Origin of the sequence: Roseibium sp. MMSF_3544 (assembly GCF_030732845.1) — a bacterium.
In the GTDB taxonomy this organism is placed as follows: domain Bacteria; phylum Pseudomonadota; class Alphaproteobacteria; order Rhizobiales; family Stappiaceae; genus Roseibium.
Genome location: NZ_JASHKA010000013.1, coordinates 129937 through 150892, shown reverse-complemented (window position 1 = coordinate 150892; position 20956 = coordinate 129937). Strand labels below are relative to the sequence as shown.

Here is a 20956-nt window from a genome sequence, read left to right as displayed (position 1 = left end):
TATAGGCAAGCCGCTCCCGGTTTCCGAGAGCGGCTTTTCACTGAATGTGCGTTTTGACGAGCAAGCGGTTTACTGCACCAGGCTTGCCACATTCTCCCGTAATTTTGCGAGCATGTCCGGGTTCGAAGCGTAATGCTCCTGCGCCCGGGCGTAGGCGGCATCAGCCTTCGCTTTTTCCCCGAGATGGCTGTAGGAACGAACGAGCATCACCCAGCCGTCCGGATTGTCCGGGTTTTCCTCCAGTTTGGCCGCAAGACCGGCAACCATGCCCTGGATCATCTCGGCCTGTTCATCTGCCGACAGGCTTTGGGCGGCTGCAATTTCTTCCTCTGTTGGATCTCTCGGTGCGGTTGAAGCAACCAGATCGAGCCCGAGATCGGCAGCCGTTGCATCGAGTTTTGACAGGATGAACGGCGCCGCCGAGAATTGCTTGCGGGCAGACTCGATTGCAAACTTGGCCTTTTCCGCATCGCCGAGTGCGGCCCGTATCTGCGCGAGTTCCTGCCAACCCTTGTAGTCCGCCGGATCGTTTTCAAGCTTTTCGTCCAACGCGCTTGCTCTGCGCAGAAGGGCGAACTGATCCTCGTCTGTCTGTTTGCCGGCAGACTTGTTCAGTTCTGCGCGGCTCGCGTCCGGCAAATACTGCGATACATCGCTTTCCGTAAAGCGCGCCATGTTGACGATGTCGCGTCGTACGAGCGGCATCCAGGGCGCGTTCGGCTCCGAGTCGGCGGCAAGCGCCGCCCAATCGTCAAGAGCGCCCTTGAAGTCCTGCGATTGTGCTTTCGCCAGCGCCAGATAATAGCGTGCACGCGGATCTCCGGTCTCGGCACGGATTTGTTGGAAGAGGATCTTTGCCGCTTGCGGGACCTTGTTGCCATTGGCAAGCGTCATGGCCTCAGCATAGGCGGACAGAACACCGGGATCGTTGTCGGACAGTTCCGCTGCCCGGCGGTAGGCATCCGCTGCAGAGGCGTTATCGCCCGTCGCCGCGTAGCTTCTGGCCAGCAACCACCAGTCCTCGAATGAGTCCGGGTTTTTCTCGACGGTCTCCACCAGAAGCTGGATCCGGCTGCCAATGTCACCGGCCTGTGCTTTTTGAACGAGCGCTTCTGTTTTGCGTGCAGCAAGCGGTTGGTCTTCTGCACCTGCGGTGCCGAGCCACGCGTATCCGGCAACCGAACCGGCGGCGAGGGCACCTGCAACGACCATTGCTGCAACAGGCGATTTGCGCGAGATCGACATGCCGCCAGCCGAATGCCGGGCCGCTTTCAAGGCACGAGCCTCGATTTCCCTTTGAGCTGCTTCGGATTCGGACTTTGAAATGAGGCCGGATTTAAGGTCGCGGCGCACTTCATCGGCCTGATCCCTGTAGATCGAAAGGGCTGCGTCGGTTTCATCGCGTTCGATTTCCGTCCGCCGCAGAAAGGGATAGGCGAGCCAGAGAGCGCAGAGCGCAAGGGCGGGAATTGAGAGGAACCAGAACATTGTCATGACCGTCCTTCCTGAAGCAGTTTGCGTGCGGCTTCCCGCTCGTCTTCAGTCAGTGTAATTTCCGTGCGCTGTGGTCCGCGTGAGCGCAGATAGAGCAGCATCATTGCCAGTCCGAGAAGAAGCGCGACAATTGGCGCTGCCCACAAAACGGCGTTCTTGGCGGAAAGGCGCGGTTGAAGCAGTACATAGTCACCATAGCGATCGGCGATGTAGGACAGGATTTCGCTGTCCGTGTCGCCCTCATCCATCCGCGTCCTGACGAGCACGCGCAGGTCCTTGGCAAGACCGGAGTTTGAATCGAAGATCGACTGGTTCTGGCAGACAAGGCATCTGAGCTGGCGGCCAACATCACGGGCCCGCGCTTCCCTTGCCGGATCTGCAAACATCTCGTCGCCATCGACTGCGGCTGCCGGGCCGCTGAGCATCATCAGCGTCGCGAGCGTAAGCAACAGTCCGGAGAGGAGATGACCGAAGGATTTACGCATCATGTCCTCCTATTCTGCAGGTTGAGGGAGTGGCGCTGCGGCGCGCGACGGGGTTGGGACACCGACGCGCAAGCGTCTGTCGGCGAGCGAAACAAGGCCGGATATCGAGATCAGGAAGGCGCCCAGCCACATCCATGGAACCCCCGGATTGTAATAGAAACGGGTAACGAACTGGCCGTTTGAGGCTGGATCGCCGAGGACAGCGTAGAAGTCACCGTGCCATCGTGTTTCGATACCGGCTTCCGTCGTCGGTTTCTGCTCGACCGGGTACCAGCGCCGTTCTGGGTGCAGCGTTGTGACTTCATTGCCGTCTCTGCTGACAGAAACCGTTGCAACGGACGTGCGGTAGTTCGGTCCCATGCCGTTTTTCACGTCGACCAGCGTGTACTCGTAGGGGCCGACGCTCACAGGATTTCCGGGCGTGACGGTCTGGATCTCTTCGACGGTCCAAAGGGACGCTGCAACAACGCCGGCCGAAGCGACCGCAAGTCCGAAATGACCGAGGCACAGACCCCAGGCCGAAAGAGGCAGTCCGGCGAGGCGGCGCGGGATGCTGCTCCAATTTGTCGTCCCGATGCCTGCGCGGCGTGCAAGGTCCAAAATCGTGGCAACGCCCAGGAAGATGGCAATACCAACACCAAAAATACTGACCGAATCAGGCCGACCGAATAGCACAAGCAGTCCGATGCCGATAAGCGCTGTGATCATGCATGTGATCAGCACGTCCTTGCGCAGGCGGCGGACATTTGCCCTTTTCCAGGAGAGGAATGGACCGATGGCGGCCAGCACGACAACGCCGGCAAATATCGGCAGGAATGTCCGGTTGAAGTAAGGCGCGCCGACAGTGATCTTTTCGCCGGACGCTATGTCGAGAAACAGCGGGAAAAGGGTGCCGACGAAAACAGTCGCCGTGCAAGCGCTCAAGAGCACGTTGTTCATCAACAGACCCGTTTCGCGCGAAACGGTTGCGAATGTGCCGCCTTCACGGATTTCCGATGCTCTGGCCGCAAAGAGCGTCAGAGCGCCGCCGATTGCCAGCACGAGCAGGAACAGGATGAAGACACCGCGTTCCGGATCGTTGGCAAAAGCATGGACCGAGGAAAGAATGCCAGAGCGGACCAGGAACGTCCCGATCAGGCTGAGGGCGAATGTCAGGATCGCCAGCAGTATCGTCCAGTTCAAAAGAGCTGCGCGCTTTTCGACGACAATCGCCGAATGCAGGAGAGCTGTGCCCAGGAGCCACGGCATGAAGGAAGCATTTTCAACCGGATCCCAGAACCAGAAACCGCCCCAGCCGAGCTCGTAGTAAGCCCACCAGCTGCCAAGTGCGATACCCGCGGTCAATCCCGACCATGCAAGCAGGATCCACGGCCGCATCCACCGCGCCCAACTTGGATCGACCTGACCGCGCACCAATGCAGCGATGGCAAAGGAGAAGGCCGTCGAAAAACCGACATAGCCGAGATAGAGCAGGGGCGGGTGAAATGCGACACCTGGATCCTGCAGCAACGGGTTCATGCCCTGGCCGTCCAGCGGCGGGACGGGGATCCGTTCGAACGGATTGGACGTGAGCAGGATGAATGCCAGGAAGCCGACGCCAATCATGGCCTGGACGGCCAGAACGACGGCGCGCATGCTGACCGGAATGGCCTTGCCGAAAAACGCAATCAGCACGCTGAACAGCGTCAGGATCAGGACCCAGAGAAGCATGGATCCTTCATGATTTGCCCAGACGCCGGTCACCTTATAGAGCATCGGCTTGGCGGAGTGGCTGTTCAGCGCAACGTTGAGGACTGAAAAGTCAGAAACGACGTAGGCATAGGTCAGGACACCAAAAGCGGTTGCTGTTGCCAGAAACTGGATTTCGGCGGCGTGGTCGCCAAAGCGCATGGCAGCTGCATTGTCCGTTCGCACACCCCACAGCGGGACAACGGATTGCAGGACAGCCACGACCAGGGCGAGAATCAGACAAAAGTGGCCGAATTCAATGATCATGAGTGTGCTCCATCGCGCACGAGAGAGGGTGCGTTAACAGCTGTCAGAAAATTGCTGACGTGGCTTGTTGAGGAAAAATCCGGAATGCCGATTGGCAACCTGCGTGCCAATGCGTCCGGATCCGGAATGGCAAAGGCGTTGCGGGACGGAAACTGAACCAGTCTGCTTTTCTTCAGCCGTGAGAAGACGCGGCTGATTGTTTCGGTGTTGAGACCCAGGTAGTCCGCAATGTCTTCGCGGGTCATCGGCACTTCGACGTAAAGCGATTCTCCAACGGACCGCCCGAGTCGATAAGCCATATCGGCCAGAAACAGGGTCACGCGTTCGGTGCTGTCGAGCCGGCCTAGGGTGACGAGATGTGCGGAGCAGGCTTCGAGCCGCTGGTGAATGACGGTGAAGAGTTCGGTGACCAACCTTTGACCGTTGGTTTGGGCCCCGTTGAAAGCCACCGGTGCTTCCAGCGAAGACAGGTCGATCTCACACAGGACAGTTTCAGAAAGAGCTTCAATCCAGGACCCGGTCTGGCGGCTGTTGTTCATGCCACACATGATGTGACCGCTTGTCTCAAGGCCGAGAATCTGGCGACGCCCATCCGAGAGACCCACGCAGATGGCCGCCATTCCATAGATGATGATCCAGACTTTCCGGCAAGCACCGCCAGCAAGATCCAGCCGGTCGCCGCGTTGCAGGACTTTGTGTCTCTTCTGAAGACGGCCGCCTATGACGAGCTGGCAAAGCCTTGTTTTGCACATGGCTTCGCTGCACTCCAATTTGCCGCCCAGGGGAATATCGTAGTTGTCCATCCGCGCCCCATTTGTGAATTAGGCGCGGTCTCTCCTACCGGCCTGTCACCCAGCTTGCCGAAGGGTAAGAAGACGTAGAACTGGGGGCCATGACCTAGATCATTTCTAAGAACTGAATATTCAAAAGTGATGTTCGGGACCGGCTAATCGAACTTTCCTGCGAATTGTCAGAGAACCGAATCCGGGACCCGTCCTAGGGTTTCAGGGCTACGACTATGCTTTAAAGGAGTCGGGTCCGTGAGATCACTATTGCTAGCCATAGGAATTCTGCTGTGCGGAACGGCCTATGCTCAAGAGGTCCCTGAAACGGTCGATCAGGCCGTTGCGGATGAGAAGGGCTGTTTGTCCTGTCACGAAGGGATCGAGAAATTCACCTCCGGCGTGATGATGGAGACAATTGAAGCTATGGGGCCCGATCTGGGCGACCCAGCGGGCTGCGTTGTCTGTCACGGCGGTAACCCCCAAGGCCTGACGGCCGAGGAAGCACACAAGGGGACACCTGCTGATCTTGCTGATGCAGGCGGCCCGCACACGTTCTATCCCGACCCAGGCGCCTTGTGGATCGCAGACAAGTCCTGCGGCCAGTGCCACGAGGGATATGCGGAGCGCTTGACCAAATCGCTCATGAACACGGAAGCCGGCAAGCTGCAGGGCAATCTGTGGTCCTGGGGTGTCATCGACACGCATCGCTCGGTCTACGGCAACTACGATCTGGTCGATGAAGACGGCAATGTCCCGACTGTCGGCACCGATGCCTACAAGGACTATATGGTCGCTTTCATCGAAGCTCATCCGGATCAGATGCCAAGTTCAATGGAACAGGTGCCTGAAGTCGATGTGGATGCGATTTCCGAACATCCGAACATGGCCGGTATCACCTACTCACGCCAGCAGTGTCAGCGCTGCCACGTCGGTGTGACGGGCCGTGAAAAACGCGGTGACTTCCGCGGCGCCGGCTGTTCGTCCTGCCATGTTCCTTATTCGAACGACGGCTTCTACGAGGGCGGAGATCCGACCATCGCCAAGGACCAGCCTGGCAAACTGCTTACCCACCAGATGCAGGGGTCGCGCAAGTCCAAGGTCACGGTCGGTGAGGTTGAATATTCCGGTATTCCTTCCGAGACCTGTAACTCGTGCCACAACCGCGGCAAGCGTATCGGCGTGAGCTACCAGGGCATCATGGAATTCCCGTACGGTTCGCCTTACGACGAAAAAGGCGGAAAACAGCCGAAACTTCACACCAAGAACTATGTCTATGTGAAGGACGATCTTCACCATTCCATCGAATCGCGTGACGGCAACCCGGCCGGCGGCATGCTCTGCCAGGATTGCCATACCTCGATCGACATGCATGGCGATGGCAACCTGCCCGGGACGACCCTGGCTCAGGTGGAAATCGAGTGCGAAGACTGTCACGGCACGGTTTCCAAATTCCCGTGGGAGCTGCCGCTCGGCTATGGTGAAGAACATGATGCCGATATCGGTGATACCGCACGCGGTCTGGCCGACGACGTCACTGCAGAGCAATATTTCGCTGAAGTCTATGACGCGGAAGACGGCTATCTGCTGAGCGCGCGCGGCAACCCGCTGGGGAACGTGATCCGCCGTGGTGACAAGGTCATCCTGCACTCTGCTTCGGGTCTTGATTTCGAAGTCCCGGTCCTGCGTCAGCTGGCGCTTGACGGCAACTGGAAATCGCCGAACGCGGAAGTCGCCATGATGAGTGTCGGCAAACACATGGAAAGCATGGAATGCTATGCCTGCCATGCGGACTGGGCACCTCAGTGCTACGGCTGTCACATCACCGTCGATTACTCTGAAGGCAAGACTGACGTCGACTGGATCAACAACGCCAACTCGCGTGGCGAAGATGGTCTGACGGCTGACAACGCCATGGGTACCAACGGTCTGACCAGCCCGGGTAAAGTTGCCGAGACGCGCTCCTACCTGCGCTGGGAAGAGCCGACCCTTGGTATCAACGGTGAAGGCCGCGTCAGCCCGCTGATGCCTGGTTGTCAGGTGATCACGACGGTCATCGACAAGGATGGCAATACGGTTGCGCACAATGAAACCTGGATGACGCCGGATGCCGGTGGAACGAAGGGTCTCGACCATGCTGCCGTTCAGCCGCACACCGCCGGTCGTGAAGCCCGCACTTGCGAGAGCTGCCACAACAACCCGAAAGCCTTGGGTTACGGCATCTCAGGTGGCCGCTTCATGCAAGGGTACGACAAGGGCTTCGTGGTCGATCTGGAAACGGCAACGGGTGAAATCATCCCGAACCAGACCCAGATGCAGTCGCAGGCTGTTCCAAGCCTCGATCATGACCTTAGCCGGATCGTGACCGAAGACGGCAAGCAGTTGGTAACCGTCGGGTCACACTGGCCGCTGACCGGTCCTCTGCCGCAGGACATGCGCGAAAAAATGGAGCGCACCGGCCTGTGCATGGGTTGCCACCAGAACATGACGGACGAAGACTTGTGGGACAAAGTCAACAGCCCGGCATTCCTCAGCAACGAGGAACACCAGGACGTCATGGACCAGGCAGTCCACGCCCTTGCTGAAAAGAAAAGCGCGCAATAATGCGCAAAGGTCCCCCGCGCCCAAGCGCGGGGGACATCCTGGTTTACCCTTGGAGCAAACCAATGCGTTTCAGCCTAATTTCCCTGATTGCGGCGTCCCTGATCGCCGCACCGGCAGCGGCAGCCCCCGGGTCTGTGCTGCTGATTCATTCAAATTACACAGCCGAAGAACTCCTGTCTCCGTGTCAGGAAGCCGACAATGATGCCCGTTGGGGCCAGGCGGCAGAGATTGAGTGTGAGCAGTACATCATCGGATTTGTGGATGCGCTTGAAGTGACGGGCGCAGTCGGCGAAGGCAAGGACATCTGCCTTCCGGAGCAGAACATTCCGGACGAAGTCCGTTGGGCTTTCATGCGCTGGGTTCACGCCGACTTCACCGATCGCAAAGCCATGATGGCCGGCGAGGCCCTGATGGAGACGATGAAGCAGGATTTTCCCTGTAAGCAGTAAGTTCCAGTGCTTTGAATGAAGGCGCGGCTCGAAATTCACATCGGGCCGCGCTTTCTTTTTTTTTGTCAGGTCGGCCGTTTGCGCAAATGCTCGATGAAGAGCCTCAGCGGGACCATATTTCGGTATTCGCACGGGTAATAAAGAAAGAACCCGGGCATGTCGGGCATAAAGTCTTCCAGGACAGGGACCAGATTGCCTGCTGCAACCTCGTCCGCGGCAAATGCCTCCAGGACAAAAATAAGACCTTCCCCCCGGCGAGCGGAGTCAACGACTACAGGCAGCGTGTTGACGATCAGATTGCCGTTGACCTGCACTTCCGTCTCGCCGCCGTCCTCCAAGCATATCCACGGCGCCAATTTGCCGGAACTGTGGAAGCGGTACCTTATGCATTCATGATCCAGAAGATCCTGAGGCCGCTCGGGAGTTCCGAATGTCTCAAGGTAGGATGGTGCTCCCAAGACTGACAGGCGCAACGGCGGGGTCAGGCGAATCGCGATCATATCTTGCGCGATGTAATCGCCTAGTCGAATTCCGGCGTGAAGTCCGGCACCAAGAATGTCTTCAAATGCGTCGGTCAGCGAAAGCTCCATCTCAATATCCGGGTACGACGCGCGGAACCCGGGGAGGCCTTCTGCCACGACAAGACGATAGGCGAGTTCCGGCATGGCAAGTTTCAAGACGCCTCTTGCCGCATGTCCTGTGGTGCGTGCGCTTTCCAAAGCATCCGCGATTTGCCGGAACGCCGGAGACGTTCCGCGCAGCAACGCACGGCCTGCTTCTGTCAGGCTCAAGGATCGTGTGGTCCGGATGAAAAGTGCTGTACCGATGCGGTCCTCGAGATTCTTCAGTTGATGGCTGACAGTCGAGGGCTTGATTCCGAGCGCATTCGCTGCGGCACGAAAGCTGCCGTGCTCGGCGATAGCGGTGAATATTTCAAGTGTTGCAAGCGGTAATCGCATTTCAAGTCCGATGATACCCTTATTGTTCGATCTTATACATGAAAGAATTGAAAAGTTAGCGAATTATCTTTTCTTGTGCACCTATCTACATTGCCGGTGTCGCCCGACAGCGCATTCAGACAGAAGAATCCAGAGCGAAGGCGACGTGGAGGCGAGCGCACCGTGTCCAAAGAGCGACTTGCGATCTGAAGATCGTGTCGAGCATGGGCGGTCGGGCTTGCGATAGAGAGGAGTTTACCGATGAAGACCTTTGTTAAAGCGGCAGTTATGGCCGCTTCAATCCTGACAGGAGCGAACGCTATGGCCGCGTCCCCCGAAGAAAATATCAAGGTGGTTCAGGACTTCTTTGCAGCCTATGGCGCCGGCGATCTGGACGGCATAGCAGCAGTTATGGATGCCGACGTGAAATGGCACATTCCCGGTCGTCACCCGTTGTCCGGAACCAAGAATGGTCGTGATGAAGTCCTGGCCTTTTTCGAACAGTTGGGCGTTGCCGGTTTCAAGGCGGAGCCAATCTATTTCGGGGCCGATGAAACGCACGTTGTCGATATTCATCGCGGCTGGTCCAATGCGGACGGCAAACCAAATGTGGATACCACTTGGGCGCTTGTTTATCGGATCGAAGACGGCAAGATTGTAGAAGCAACCAATCTGAGCGCTGATCAGGACGCGGCCAATACCTTCTTTTGGTCTCAGTATGAATTGGCGCCGGTCCCGGAGCGATTGGCACGATGAACAAGAAACGCGCACTGGTCACCGGAGGCAACCGTGGCATTGGTCTCGCGATCGCACATAGCCTCGTCGACAAGGGGTGTGATGTTGTGCTGGGCGTGCGCGATTTAAACTCAGGAAAGAGTATCGCACACGATATCAAGGCAACGGCAGTTGAACTTGACGTTTCAAGCCGCGACAGCATTCGTCGCGCTGTCGGCGAGCTCGGGCCTGTCGACATACTTGTCAACAACGCTGGCGTTCTCGGCTCTGGCCGGCTGCTCGACGATCCTCAGGACTTTGAAACGTCGATGTCCGTGATGGTGCATGGGCCATACCTGCTGATGCACCTGCTCACGCCATCAATGGTGCGCAACAGTTACGGCAGAATTGTCAATGTGTCGTCTGGCTGGGGCGCCTTTTCGGACGGTGTCGCAGGCCCGGCGGCTTATGGGGTCGCCAAGGCAGCTTTGAATGCCTTGACCGTCGCGTCGGTCAGAACGTTGCCGCGCAATGTCAAAGTGAACGCAATGTGTCCTGGCTGGGTGCGCACACGCATGGGCGGGTCGGCCGCTTCGAGATCTCCCGAAGAAGGTGCGGACACAGCCATTTGGCTTGCGACACTTGAAGAGAACGGACCGACGGGCGGGTTCTTTCGCGATCGCAAGCAGATCGATTGGTGAGGTCGGGTTCCTTCCGGCGGGCCCGCCAAAAGCTGCGTTGCCGACGGTTTGAAAAGCCTTTCAAGGAACGAAACTCCGAAGCGGTTCCAAGCAAGCTTCAATTTGTCCTGCACAAAGTCTCCACGCCCCTTCGTGTTTCACGGCATGGCGACAGCGGATGTCCAGAAGATCGCCGAGATCATTCCAGCGATATTGCAGTCCATGCAAAATCAGGAGTAGGACCCCAGGATGCGTCAGGCGGGGCTCCTGATAAGGATTGGCGCAGACCCCCGGAAAGCGGCGGCGGTCAGATGACGCAGCGTACGCGCGCGAGTACGAAAATATCGGTCTATTGGATTGGAAATAATAAAAATCGACTTTTTCCAAACTTGTAAGATCTGTACCAGTCAATGCGGCGTAGTGTCCCTGTAATCATTCGACACTTGGAGTAGATGTCATGAAAAAGAGCCTTTTGGGTCTTGCGGGAGCAGTGTGTCTTTTTGCCGGTCAGGCAAACGCAAATACGATTGTTGATATTGCTGCGGGCGATGAACGCTTCAGCACCCTTGTTGCCGCCGTACAGGCAGCAGGTCTTGCCGATGCTTTGCAGGGCCCTGGCCCGTTCACCGTGTTCGCACCTGTAAATGATGCGTTTGCCGCGCTGCCGGAAGGTACCGTGGAAACCCTGCTGAAACCGGAAAACAAGGACCAGCTCACCAACGTGCTCCTCTATCATGTTGATGACCGTGAGCTGACCTCTAACAAAATCCCGGTCGGTTCCAACTACTTCAAGCCGCTTTTGACCAGCGAACGTACCTGCATCACGCGCTCCAGCGGTGGTGTGGACATTGCTGACGGCACTGGTTCCAGCGCCAACGTGATCATCGCGGACATCAAGGCAGACAACGGTGTGATCCATGTGATCGACAAGGTCCTTCTGCCTGGAGAGCGTCCGGATTGTCACTAACAGGCAGGGGCAACGCCCCTGACCGTTTTAGAAGACGTCTCTGAAAGCATTGACTTTCCGAAGCACTCGCTGGTCTTGCCAGCGGGTGCTTTTTGTTGTTGCGGAACATCCATAACACTGTAGCGGCAGAATAGAGGTTCAGGCCAACAGATCCCGCAACGCACCTTTCAGCGTTTTTGCGATCGCGTCCTTTCTCTTGTCGCTTCCATGAAGGCTCAATGTTGCCTCGGGCAACGTCCCGAGGTCCTGCATGGCTTGTGCTATCCGCAAGCCTTCGCCGAGACACGACTTTCCAAGAACGCTTTTGCCAAGGCCGGAGATTACCCCGCTTCGAACGGATTGGATGCTGCTGCAGGTAAGCACCTCGCGGTGCGATAGTCGCGCATCCGTGAGTGATTGAAGGGCTGCGCTGCGATAGATGCAGGGTGCCTGCATGAGACACAAGGACCGCGTCCCGTCTGGCTCCGATCCATCCTTTTCAGCTGATTCAATCCAGACCAGTGGATCTTGGGCGATTGGCACGGACGTTTTGCTGTTTGGATCGTGCAGGGCCAATGCAAGATCAAGCTCGCCGGCTTTGAGCAAAGCCAGAAGAGTCTGGCTCAAGCCGACCCGGAAGGAAAGATCGGCGTCAGGAAGCTGGCGTTGCACCGAAGACAGCAACTCCGGAATTCTATGGGGCGATATATACTCCAGAATGCCTATTCTGAGACGCCCGGAAACGACCGGCTCTGTCATTTCGGCCAGCAGGCTTTCGCTGTCATTCAGGATCTGTCTGGCTCTTGGGTAAAGAGACTTTCCCTTTTCTGTCAGAACGACGCCCTGATTGTTGCGCAAGAGAAGTTGAGACCCAATCAGCTCTTCCAGCTTTTTGATCCGGACGCTGACGGCGGATTGGCTTCTGCCCAATCGGGAGCCGGCAGTTGTGAAGTTGCGGTCATCCGCCACGGTCACAAAACAGCGCAGCAGGTCGAGATCCAGATCGTGCATGTGAATTAGAATATCGCATCCATTTGATTAATTAAATTCGTTTTTCAGATGAACGAAAGCGTTGCATAGTTCTGCACGAACATAGGAGTTATGCCATGCGCGCCATCACTTACGATCGATTTGGATCTGCGGCCGACGTCTTGCGTCTTGAAGACCTGCCGGTTCCCTCAGCTGAACCCGGCGAGGTGGTCGTCCGGCTGGAAACGTCAGGCGTTAATCCTTCAGACATTCGCGCACGGGCAGGAGGCCGTCCGGGTGTAACCGAACCGCCATTCCCGAAAATCATTCCGCACAGTGATGGTGCCGGCGTGATTGAAGCAGTGGGTGAGGGCGTTGCCGGGAGCCGAGTTGGTGAACGGGTCTGGATCTGGAACGGCCAGTGGCAGCGAGCCTTCGGAACTGCGGCCGGGTACATTGCGCTTCCAGAAGAGCAAGCTGTGGCGCTGCCGGACCACATTAGCTTTGAAGAAGGAGCCGTGCTTGGCATCCCGGGTCTGACCGCCTGCCACGCAGTGTTGGGCGGTGGTTCTGTCGAGGGACAAACCGTATTGGTCAGCGGCGGCGCAGGAACGGTAGGGCGGCTTGCCATCCAAGTCGCCGCTGCCTCCGGAGCCAGAGTTCTCGCCACGGCGCGGGGCGAGCAGGGGATGGGCGCGGCCCTGAGCGCTGGCGCGCAGCATGTGTTTGACTATTCGAGCGATCACCTTGCAGAAGAGATCCTCGAGGCGAACGGCGGTGCGGCTGTGAACCGGATCGTTGAAGTTGAGTTCGGTAAGAACGTTGAAACAAATACAAAAATCATTGCAGAGCGTGGAACCATTGCCGCATTCGGGTCGGCGAAGGAAATGACGCCGGTGCTTCCCTTCTACCCGCTCATGTTCAAGGCCGTGACGATCGATTTGGTGCTTGTCTACTTGCTGTCGCAATCGGAAAGGGCGGCCACAGTCGATAACCTTACCAAGCTTCTGGAACTGGGCGCGCTTGATATCAGGATCTCGAAGACATTGCCTTTGGAAGACTGTGCGACCGCGCATGAAATGATTGCCGCTGGAGATCGTGCTGGTTCAGTGGTGCTGAAGGTGTGATGCGGGCTGCCTGAGACCAAGGTCGGATGACCTTTTGGGCAAATTGCATGTGCTTGCCGTCCGGGGCAATCTGTTGTTGAGAAGGGGCTTGTTGGATGGAAACGACCCGAAAATCACGCAACCGGACCGCGATGCGGAGGGATTGAACCTATGAAAGAGATTGTGATTGCAAGTGCTGCAAGAACGGCCGTTGGCAGCTTCGGCGGTGCGCTCAAGGACACACCGCCCTGTGAGCTGGCAACAACAGTAGCCAAGGCAGCGATCGAGCGGGCCGGGATTCAGGCGGATCAGATCGACCAGGCCTTTTTCGGCAACGTGATCCATACCGAACCACGGGACATGTATATTTCACGCGTGGCATCTCGCCAGGCTGGGGTTCCCGATCATGCTCCGGCTCTGACCATGAACCGTCTGTGCGGCAGTGGCCTTCAGGCCGTCGTCTCGGCAGTCCAGGCAATCTCCATGGGCGACGGCGACACGGCGCTTGTGGGCGGCGCGGAAAACATGAGCCGCGCAGGCTATCAACTTCCGGGCGCGCGTTGGGGCCAAAAGATGGGCGATTCGGGTATCGTCGACATGATGATCGGTGCGCTGCATGACCCGTTCGGGATTGGTCATATGGGCGTTACTGCGGAAAACGTTGCGGAGCGATACGACATTCCGCGTGACCGGCAGGACGCATTTGCCGTTGAAAGCCATCGACGTGCAAGCGAAGCAATCCGGGAGGGGCGCTTCAAGGATCAGATCGTCCCGCTTACCGTTGGACGCCGCGGTAAGGAAAAGGTTTTCGATACCGATGAACATGTCCGCCACGAGGCGAAAATCGAAGACATGTCAGGTCTGCGCCCGGTCTTCAAAAAGGACGGTATGGTCACGGCGGGCAATGCGTCCGGTCTCAATGACGGTGCCGCAGCGGTCATTCTTCTGACTGCTGAAAAGGCCGCTGAGCTGGGCCTCAAACCGCTTGCCCGCATCCGTTCTTATGGTGTTGCGGGGGTGGACCCCGCAGTCATGGGCATTGGTCCTGTACCGGCCATGCAGATTGCCATGAAACGCGCAGGTATCAGCGCGGATGATCTGGATGTGGTTGAATCGAATGAAGCCTTTGCCGCGCAGGCTTGTGCGGTCAATGACCAGCTCGGTTTGCCGTCGGAAAAGGTGAACCCCAACGGTGGTGCGGTCGCTCTCGGCCATCCGATCGGAGCAACAGGTGCAATCCTTATGACCAAGCTCGTTCATGAACTCGGCCGTACAGGAAAAAGCCTCGGAGCTGCAACGATGTGCATCGGTGGTGGCCAGGGTATTGCCGTGATCGTGGAGAACATGGCGAACTGATCGTGTTTGCCTGAATGCTAAAACCGTCCGGGAAATCCGGGCGGTTTTGTTTTGTCTGGTCCTTTCAGCGATGCAACGGGTCTTCTCAGACCACGTTCACGTGCAGATCTCCAACCCCGGCCACATGACCGTGCATGACGTCGCCGCGCTGTACAGGTCCGACGCCGGACGGTGTGCCCGTCAGGATGATGTCGCCTGCGTGGAGCTCGAATAACTCCGAGAGATAGGAAATCATTTCTGGGATCTTCCAGATCAACTGGTTCAGATCGCCTTCCTGGCGAGTTTCGCCATTGATTTTCAGCCAGACAGCTCCTGCGCTCGGATGGCCTATTTCAGATGCCGGGGAGATTGCCGTGCAAGGTGCTGAATGTTCGAAAGCTTTGCCGATTTCCCAGGGACGGCCAAGTTTCTTCATTTGTCCCTGCAGATCGCGGCGTGTCATGTCAAGAGATACTGCATAGCCGAAGATGCAGTCTGTCGCGTCTTCCACGGCGATATTCGTGCCGCCGGATTTCAACGCCACGGCCAGTTCGATTTCGTGATGAACGTCGCCGGTCATCGGCGGATAGGGAAAAGCCTGTCCTTCCAGCAGCAGGTTGTCCGGGTTCTTCTGAAAGAAAAACGGGGGCTCCTTGTCAGGGTCATGGCCCATTTCAATGGCATGGGCCGCGTAGTTGCGCCCCACGCAGTAGACACGGTTCACTGGAAAAAGCGCATCCGACCCCTTGATCGGGAGCGTCACCTGTTGTTGCGGCGGGAAAACGTAACTCATGATCTCATTTCGTCCTGATCGAAATATCTTCGTATTGGTTTCGTTGGAACACTGGGCCTAACTAGCCCTTAGTTCGGGGATGTCCAGTTCCCCGGCGATCTCGCCGAGAACCTTTACAAGATTGGGATGCAGCGGGATGCCGCCGGAACGTCTCTTTTCAAGAATGTCAGGGCGCTCCTGACCTGGAATGCGGACAGGATCAAAACCGGGCAGGGGCTCTGCACCGCGCATTTCGTCGAAGACCCGATCTGCCGCCGCCTTGAAGCTTTCAACATCACCAAATGCTGAGATGGAAATGGCGGCGATGAATTGCCCGGTATTGGTTGGTGTTGCGGTTTCTTTGGTGAAATTCACCACATCCTTGCCAAAGGCCGCGCCGTTCAACGTTCCTGCGAGCAAACCGATTGCCATGGCAAGCCCGTATCCCTTCGCGCCGCCAATCGGAAGCAGAAGGCCTTCAGACTGGCGGGTTGGATCGGTCAGGGGTTTGCCCTGCCGATCCACCATCCAGCCCTCAGGCATAGGTTCCCCCCGTTGGGCGAGCACCTTGATCTTGCCGGCCGCGGCAGTGGTCGTGGCCATATCGAGAACGAATGGCGGTGATTGCGCTGCCGGAACGGCGATCGCCAGCGGGTTCGTGCCAAGCAGCAGATCGAGACCGCCGAAAGGTGCGACGTGGTTTGCGCTCCCAACGGCGGCCATCAAGCCGATCATGTCGGCTTCGGCAACCATGTTGACATAAAGCGATGCCGGCCCGGCATGGTTGCCGTTGCGTATGCCGACCCATCCAATGCCGCTTTGCCTCGCCTTTTCAACGGCAAGGTCCGCCGCCCGGTTCATCGCGAGATGACCCAGGCCATTATCGCCGTCAAGTATGGCTGTCGCGGCATTATCCGAGACGATCTTTATGTCCGGGCGGGGATTGTTGCCGCCGTCACGCAAGCGGTTCACGTATTGCCGCAGGCGAAAAGAACCATGCGTGTCGTAGCCCAACAGGTCCGCCTGGGTCATCAGGCGCGCAACGATGTCGGCGTCTGCCTCCGGCACCTCAAGCGCCTGCAGGGCAGAGGAAAGGAACGCCGCAAGGTCGCGCGCCTGATAAGTGATTTCCGGTCCGGTCACGGGCGCCAGCCTCCCCTGGAAGCGTCAGGTCCGGGTGCCTGCATAGTACTCAACCCTTTTTTCAAGCAAGCCGACCAGAGTGGAAAACAGCAAGGCGAAGACGAATAGGATCAGCGTCAGCGCCCAGAATTCCGTGAACTGGAAATTGTCTGAAAATGTCCGGAACATCCGGCCGAGCGCGACAACAGACAAAAGCAGCTGACCGATGACGATCCCTTTCACCGCGCGGATAAGCCCGAGCCGGATTCCGGCCAGGATTTCCGGCAATGCCGACCAGAACACGATCTTGGAGATCAGCTGCCACTTACTGGCGCCGAAAGAGCGGCCCATTTCTTTCAGAGAATTCTGTGTGTGCAGCACACCGGCATAGGTATCGAGCGTGATGATCCAGATGGAAAACAGCGCGACGATGATGATGACCGTCAGCTGACCCAGACCAAACAGCAGCATCAGCACGGGGACAAGCGACGACAGCGGTGCGCTGGCCAGGATGTTCACCCACATGCCGAGAATGCTGTTGGCGGTCTTGTTGGTTCCCATGACGAAGCCCAGAAACACACCGCCGGTGATCGCGAAGAACATGCCGATGGCAAACGCCTTGAACGTCATCCAGGCTGCTGCGAGAAAGTCGGGCCGTACGATCAGCACCGTCAATTCGCTGATCACAGCGGTGAACGGCGGCAGGATGAAGGCCAGATCCATTCGGCCAACAACTTCCCACAAACCGATCCAGATCAGGAGCGAGAACACGGGAGGGATATTTATACCTTTGATTTCCATGATTTGGCTCTCACTCAAGATATTTGCGGATGTTGCCCCAGATCTCCTCAACCGTATCGAGGTAGATCTTGTCACGGCGAATGTCGTCAGGACTTTCGGAACGGTCCAACTCCGGGCGGATGATGGAGTGAATGCGTCCGGGTCTTGGCGACAACAGGACGATCTGGTCCGAGACGTAGACCGCTTCCTCGATCGAATGGGTGACAAAGAGCACGGTCTTGTTTTCAACGGACAGCAGACGCAGAAGGTCTTCCTGAAACTTGCGCCGGTTCTGTTCATCGACCGCTGAAAACGGCTCGTCCATCAAGAGCACGTCAGCATCAACCGCGAGCGCTCTTGCCAGACCGACACGTTGGCGCATGCCGCCTGAAAGTTCGTGAGGATATTTTTCCTCAAAACCGGCAAGACCGACCTTGTCGATGAAACTGCGGGCAATGTCCTCGCGTTCCTTTTTGGGAGCGCCAGTCAACTCCAGTCCGAACGCGACGTTGCGCGTCACCGTCGCCCAGGGGAGCAGGGCAAAATCCTGGAAGACGAATGCCCGCTCAGGACCAGGTCCTGTAACCGGCTTTCCCTTGACGAAGACTTCACCGCTTGTGGCTTCGAGCAAACCGGCGACGATCTTGAGAAGTGTCGTCTTTCCGCAACCCGACGGTCCGAGCAGGGTCGTCATCTGTCCGGTCGGAAAATCCAGATTGATGTTTTCCAGAGCATGGACGTCCGTGCCGTAGTATTTCGTGATGCCCCGCACGGCCACGATGTTGCTCGTCGGGTCGGCAGGAGTTGCTTCGTCCAGAAGCGGCAGGTGAACAGCCTGGTTCATCAGTTGCCTCGTTTCTTTTCAGGGCGGAAGTACCTGACTTCAGCCTTTTCCAGCAGACCTACCATCACGGCCGAAAAGACGATGATTGACAGAACGGCTGCATACATGTGCGGGTAATTCGCGATCGACCGGTTGTAGGAGATGATGTCACCGATCCCGGTCGGCGTGATCAGAAGTTCGGCCAGAATGACGCCGATGAAGCCGGCTGCCACGCCAAGCCGAAGGCCCGCAAAAATCACCGGTGCAGCGTTCGGAATGATGACTTTCCAGATCTGCTGCAGACGCGTTCCCTGAAAGGAGCAGCACATCTGGATCAGAACCGGGCTGGCATTGCCGACGGCCTTATAGGTGTTCAGAACGATGATCGGCGACGCCAGAATGATCACAGCGATCGTCTTGGCCGTCAGACCGATACCGTAGGCATAGGTGATCAACGGGATCAGCGCTGCGACCGGCGAAGCCTGTAGAACGACGAAGATCGGCTCGAAGAGCCACCGTGACCCCTTGTAAAGCCCCATGGAAACACCGATTGCAACGCCAAAGGTGGCAGAGATGCCGACGCCGAGCGCAAGCGGTTTCAGAGTTTCGATGTAGGCGGCAATCATGGTGCCGTCGAACGTCATCTCGAACATTGAGGCCATGGTCGCCGTAAAGGTCGGGAAGGCCGGACTGATCGGAATGAGGCCGGCTATCTGCCAGGCGGTGAAGAAAACAATGACCGAGATCAGCCTGAGCTGAAAACCGGTCAACCGAACCCGGAAGCCGGAGACTTCCAGGCTGGAGCCGGGGAGCGCGGTGGCCGCACTGTTGGTGGAGTCGGGACTCGCGTTCATGACCGTCGAGAGACCTCGCGTGTGAACTGTGGAAACTGGCGGGCGCCGGAATTTGGCCGGCGCACCGCCTGATGGGCTTTTGCCCTGGCTGCCCTACTGGCTGTCGAGTTTCGCTGTCGCGGCCGTCACCGGGCCGAGATACCAGAAGTCGTCGACTTTCAACTCATCCGGATTGCCATCAAGGGAACCGGACGTTGTGAAGAACACGAAGTCTTCAGCAACAGAGTCGGCGGTGCCGCCATTGTTGGGATAAAGATCGATCGAAACGCCCTGCTCGAATGCAGGCAACATCTCGTCAACCTCGACCTGCTCGATGTCGGGCAGAACATTGTACTGTTCACGCAGGGTGACCACGGCTGACGGGTCGTCATTGATTTCACGCCACGTTTTGATCAGCTCTTCAACAAGGATGGCAACGGCTTCTTCTTCTTGCTCAAGCCAGTTGGTGTTCGCGTAAAGGGCCTCGTCAGTCGCCTTGATTTCGGGCAACGGCAGGAAAACGAATTTGCCGGGCGCTTCGCGTTCGAGAAGACGCTTGCGCTCATAGTCGACGATCGACAAGTCGATGCGGCCCTGAAGGAGTGCACCGGCACGCACACCGGAGCCCGGAACGTAGCTTACGTTGCCATACTCAACGCCGTTTTCCTTGGCCATCCATTGCATGATCGCTTCCGTACCAGATCCACGGCCGTGAACGGCAACGTTGGCACCGTCAAGGTCGGACCATTTCTGGTACTTTTCACCGTTTGCAACTGGATAAAAGCGCAGCATGGAAAGCTGGTAGAACATGCGGATCGGCGCGTTGACGCGCTGGATCAAGCCATAGGGCGTGCCAACGCCGATATCCGCGTCGCCGCTCACAACAGCCTGTGCAGCAAGATCTTCAGATTTAAGGAAGAGAGTTTCGACGTTGACGCCGCGCTCCTTGGCGCGTTCAACAGCGATCATGAAGTTTGTCATTTCACCGCCGGGAACGTCGCCGAATGCAACTTTCATGGAACCCTTGTCCTGAGCCATGGCGCTCACGCTCAAGCCAACCGCCAGTCCGGACAGCAATGCCATCTGTTTGATTAGTCGCAGTTTCATGACTTTTTCCTCCCTAAGTCATTCACTCCAGAGTTAAATGGCTGATATTTCTATGTTTTACGCTGCGGCAGCCTCCGTTGCAGCTTTGCGGACGAAGTTGGTCAGCTTGCCGACGTCTTCGATCTCACACGTTATTTCGTCACCGTCCTTGAGGAACTGAGGCGGGTCCATCGCATAGCCGACACCCGACGGGGTGCCGGTTGCAAGAACATCGCCGGGTTCCAGCGTGAGACCCTCTGACAGGGACTCAAGAAGGCGCGGAATAGGGAAAATCATGTTGCCGGTGTTGCCATCCTGGCGAAGCTCGCCGTTGACACGCAGGGCGATGCGCAGGTTTTCAAAATGTGGCAACTCGTCAATCGTCACGATGCACGGGCCCATGGGGCAGGTGGTGTCCAGTCCCTTGCCTTTCAGGTACTGGCCGCCATGCGCCCGCTGTAAGTCCCGCGCCGTCACGTCATTGATGATCGTGAACCCGAAAATATGATCGACCGCATCGGCAAGCTTTATGTTGCGGCCCGCCTTGCCGATCACGACGCCGAGCTCAACTTCGTAGTCCATTTTTTCAGAGACCGCCGGGTCGAGACGGATTGAAGCATGGGGTCCTACAACCGCGGTTGGCGGCTTTGTGAAGAACACGGGCAGTTTTGGTGCTTCGTCCTTTTTGGCTTGCGCGCGGTTGGCTTCCGTCACATGAGCCCGGTAGTTGCTTCCCACGCAAAAGACATTTTTCAAGGGGCGGGGAATTGGTGCGAGGAGTTCGACGCTCGACAGGTTCAGCACAGCTTGCGCGACAGAAGGATCACCGATCAGCGAGCGGCAGGCGGCCAGAAAGTCAGGGCCTGCAGCGATCAGGTCGACCATTGTCCAAGGAGCGGACATGTCCGCGCTGATCTTGCCTGAACCGCGCGCCAATTCGACCGCTACTGTCAGGTCGAGCAACGTGTTCTGATCGATGATGGCGCCTACGTGGCTGCCCTGGTCGCAGTTGAAACTTGCCAGACGCATACAACACCTCCCAT

General features: G+C 57.5%; 20 protein-coding genes. 7 read left to right on the top strand and 13 right to left on the bottom strand.

Annotated features, from left to right (window positions below; genetic code table 11):
- Window positions 1-69: 69 nt before the first annotated feature.
- Genes ccmI through RBB47_RS19275 form a run of 4 tightly spaced genes read right to left on the bottom strand, consistent with a single transcriptional unit; the run spans window position 70 to window position 4777 of the window.
- On the bottom strand, window positions 70-1494 hold the full coding sequence (ccmI, locus tag RBB47_RS19290) for a c-type cytochrome biogenesis protein CcmI (RefSeq protein ID WP_305987503.1): 1425 nt from the start codon (window positions 1492-1494) through the stop codon (window positions 70-72).
- Window positions 1491-1979: a cytochrome c-type biogenesis protein gene (locus RBB47_RS19285; RefSeq protein WP_305987502.1), complete on the bottom strand. Its 489-nt coding sequence runs from the start codon at window positions 1977-1979 to the stop codon at window positions 1491-1493. Before RBB47_RS19285 ends, ccmI begins: the two co-directional genes overlap by 4 nt.
- A 9-nt stretch (window positions 1980-1988) precedes the next feature.
- Window positions 1989-3974, bottom strand: coding sequence for a heme lyase CcmF/NrfE family subunit (locus tag RBB47_RS19280; protein WP_305987501.1), 1986 nt, complete (start codon window positions 3972-3974; stop codon window positions 1989-1991).
- Window positions 3971-4777: a Crp/Fnr family transcriptional regulator gene (locus tag RBB47_RS19275; protein WP_305987500.1), complete on the bottom strand. Its 807-nt coding sequence runs from the start codon at window positions 4775-4777 to the stop codon at window positions 3971-3973. Before RBB47_RS19275 ends, RBB47_RS19280 begins: the two co-directional genes overlap by 4 nt.
- 237 nt (window positions 4778-5014) lie before the next feature.
- Here RBB47_RS19275 and RBB47_RS19270 point away from each other — a divergent pair, with 237 nt between their 5' ends.
- Both RBB47_RS19270 and RBB47_RS19265 read left to right on the top strand, forming a co-directional pair.
- The gene (locus RBB47_RS19270) at window positions 5015-7360 is read left to right on the top strand and encodes a hypothetical protein (protein ID WP_305987499.1); all 2346 of its coding nucleotides are present in this window, start codon (window positions 5015-5017) and stop codon (window positions 7358-7360) included.
- A gap of 62 nt (window positions 7361-7422) precedes the next feature.
- Window positions 7423-7809: a Rap1a/Tai family immunity protein gene (locus RBB47_RS19265; RefSeq protein WP_305987498.1), complete on the top strand. Its 387-nt coding sequence runs from the start codon at window positions 7423-7425 to the stop codon at window positions 7807-7809.
- A gap of 65 nt (window positions 7810-7874) precedes the next feature.
- Here the strand turns inward: RBB47_RS19265 and RBB47_RS19260 are convergent, their stop codons facing one another.
- Complete coding sequence (locus tag RBB47_RS19260; RefSeq protein WP_305987497.1) at window positions 7875-8768, bottom strand: LysR family transcriptional regulator; 894 nt, start codon at window positions 8766-8768, stop codon at window positions 7875-7877.
- 240 nt (window positions 8769-9008) lie between these two features.
- On the opposite strand from RBB47_RS19260, the gene RBB47_RS19255 reads away from it, so the two are divergent.
- From RBB47_RS19255 to RBB47_RS19245, 3 genes are all read left to right on the top strand, one after another.
- Window positions 9009-9503, top strand: coding sequence for a nuclear transport factor 2 family protein (locus RBB47_RS19255; RefSeq protein WP_305987496.1), 495 nt, complete (start codon window positions 9009-9011; stop codon window positions 9501-9503).
- A complete protein-coding gene (locus RBB47_RS19250) occupies window positions 9500-10162 on the top strand; it encodes an SDR family NAD(P)-dependent oxidoreductase (protein WP_305987495.1) in 663 nt (220 codons plus the stop codon). Before RBB47_RS19255 ends, RBB47_RS19250 begins: the two co-directional genes overlap by 4 nt.
- Before the next feature lie 436 nt (window positions 10163-10598).
- Entirely contained in the window at window positions 10599-11108 is a 510-nt protein-coding gene (locus tag RBB47_RS19245) for a fasciclin domain-containing protein (RefSeq protein ID WP_305987494.1), read from the top strand.
- A gap of 138 nt (window positions 11109-11246) precedes the next feature.
- On the opposite strand, the gene RBB47_RS19240 is transcribed toward RBB47_RS19245, so the two are convergent.
- A complete protein-coding gene (locus RBB47_RS19240; RefSeq protein WP_305987493.1) occupies window positions 11247-12098 on the bottom strand; it encodes a LysR family transcriptional regulator in 852 nt (283 codons plus the stop codon).
- Window positions 12099-12193: 95 nt separating this feature from the next.
- Here RBB47_RS19240 and RBB47_RS19235 point away from each other — a divergent pair, with 95 nt between their 5' ends.
- On the top strand, window positions 12194-13183 hold the full coding sequence (locus tag RBB47_RS19235; RefSeq protein ID WP_305987492.1) for an NADPH:quinone reductase: 990 nt from the start codon (window positions 12194-12196) through the stop codon (window positions 13181-13183).
- A 150-nt stretch (window positions 13184-13333) separates the two neighbouring features.
- On the top strand, window positions 13334-14518 hold the full coding sequence (gene bktB, locus RBB47_RS19230) for a beta-ketothiolase BktB (RefSeq protein ID WP_305987491.1): 1185 nt from the start codon (window positions 13334-13336) through the stop codon (window positions 14516-14518).
- 85 nt (window positions 14519-14603) lie between these two features.
- On the opposite strand, the gene RBB47_RS19225 is transcribed toward bktB, so the two are convergent.
- The 7 genes from RBB47_RS19225 to RBB47_RS19195 all read right to left on the bottom strand — a co-directional run bounded on the left by RBB47_RS19225 (window position 14604) and on the right by RBB47_RS19195 (window position 20942).
- Window positions 14604-15290, bottom strand: coding sequence for a fumarylacetoacetate hydrolase family protein (locus tag RBB47_RS19225; RefSeq protein WP_305987490.1), 687 nt, complete (start codon window positions 15288-15290; stop codon window positions 14604-14606).
- A gap of 57 nt (window positions 15291-15347) precedes the next feature.
- Window positions 15348-16412 (bottom strand): Ldh family oxidoreductase, encoded by a 1065-nt coding sequence (locus tag RBB47_RS19220; RefSeq protein WP_305987489.1) that lies wholly within the window; start codon window positions 16410-16412, stop codon window positions 15348-15350.
- A gap of 24 nt (window positions 16413-16436) precedes the next feature.
- Window positions 16437-17192, bottom strand: coding sequence for an ABC transporter permease (locus tag RBB47_RS19215; RefSeq protein WP_305987488.1), 756 nt, complete (start codon window positions 17190-17192; stop codon window positions 16437-16439).
- Between the two features lie 10 nt (window positions 17193-17202).
- Window positions 17203-18015: an ABC transporter ATP-binding protein gene (locus tag RBB47_RS19210; protein ID WP_305987487.1), complete on the bottom strand. Its 813-nt coding sequence runs from the start codon at window positions 18013-18015 to the stop codon at window positions 17203-17205.
- Window positions 18015-18848, bottom strand: a complete 834-nt coding sequence (locus tag RBB47_RS19205) for an ABC transporter permease (RefSeq protein WP_305987486.1) — start codon at window positions 18846-18848, stop codon at window positions 18015-18017. The genes RBB47_RS19210 and RBB47_RS19205 overlap by 1 nt, the downstream gene beginning before the upstream one ends.
- Before the next feature lie 93 nt (window positions 18849-18941).
- Window positions 18942-19934, bottom strand: coding sequence for an ABC transporter substrate-binding protein (locus RBB47_RS19200; protein ID WP_305987485.1), 993 nt, complete (start codon window positions 19932-19934; stop codon window positions 18942-18944).
- A 57-nt stretch (window positions 19935-19991) separates the two neighbouring features.
- The gene (locus RBB47_RS19195; RefSeq protein WP_305987484.1) at window positions 19992-20942 is read right to left on the bottom strand and encodes a fumarylacetoacetate hydrolase family protein; all 951 of its coding nucleotides are present in this window, start codon (window positions 20940-20942) and stop codon (window positions 19992-19994) included.
- Between the last annotated feature and the right edge of the window lie 14 nt (window positions 20943-20956).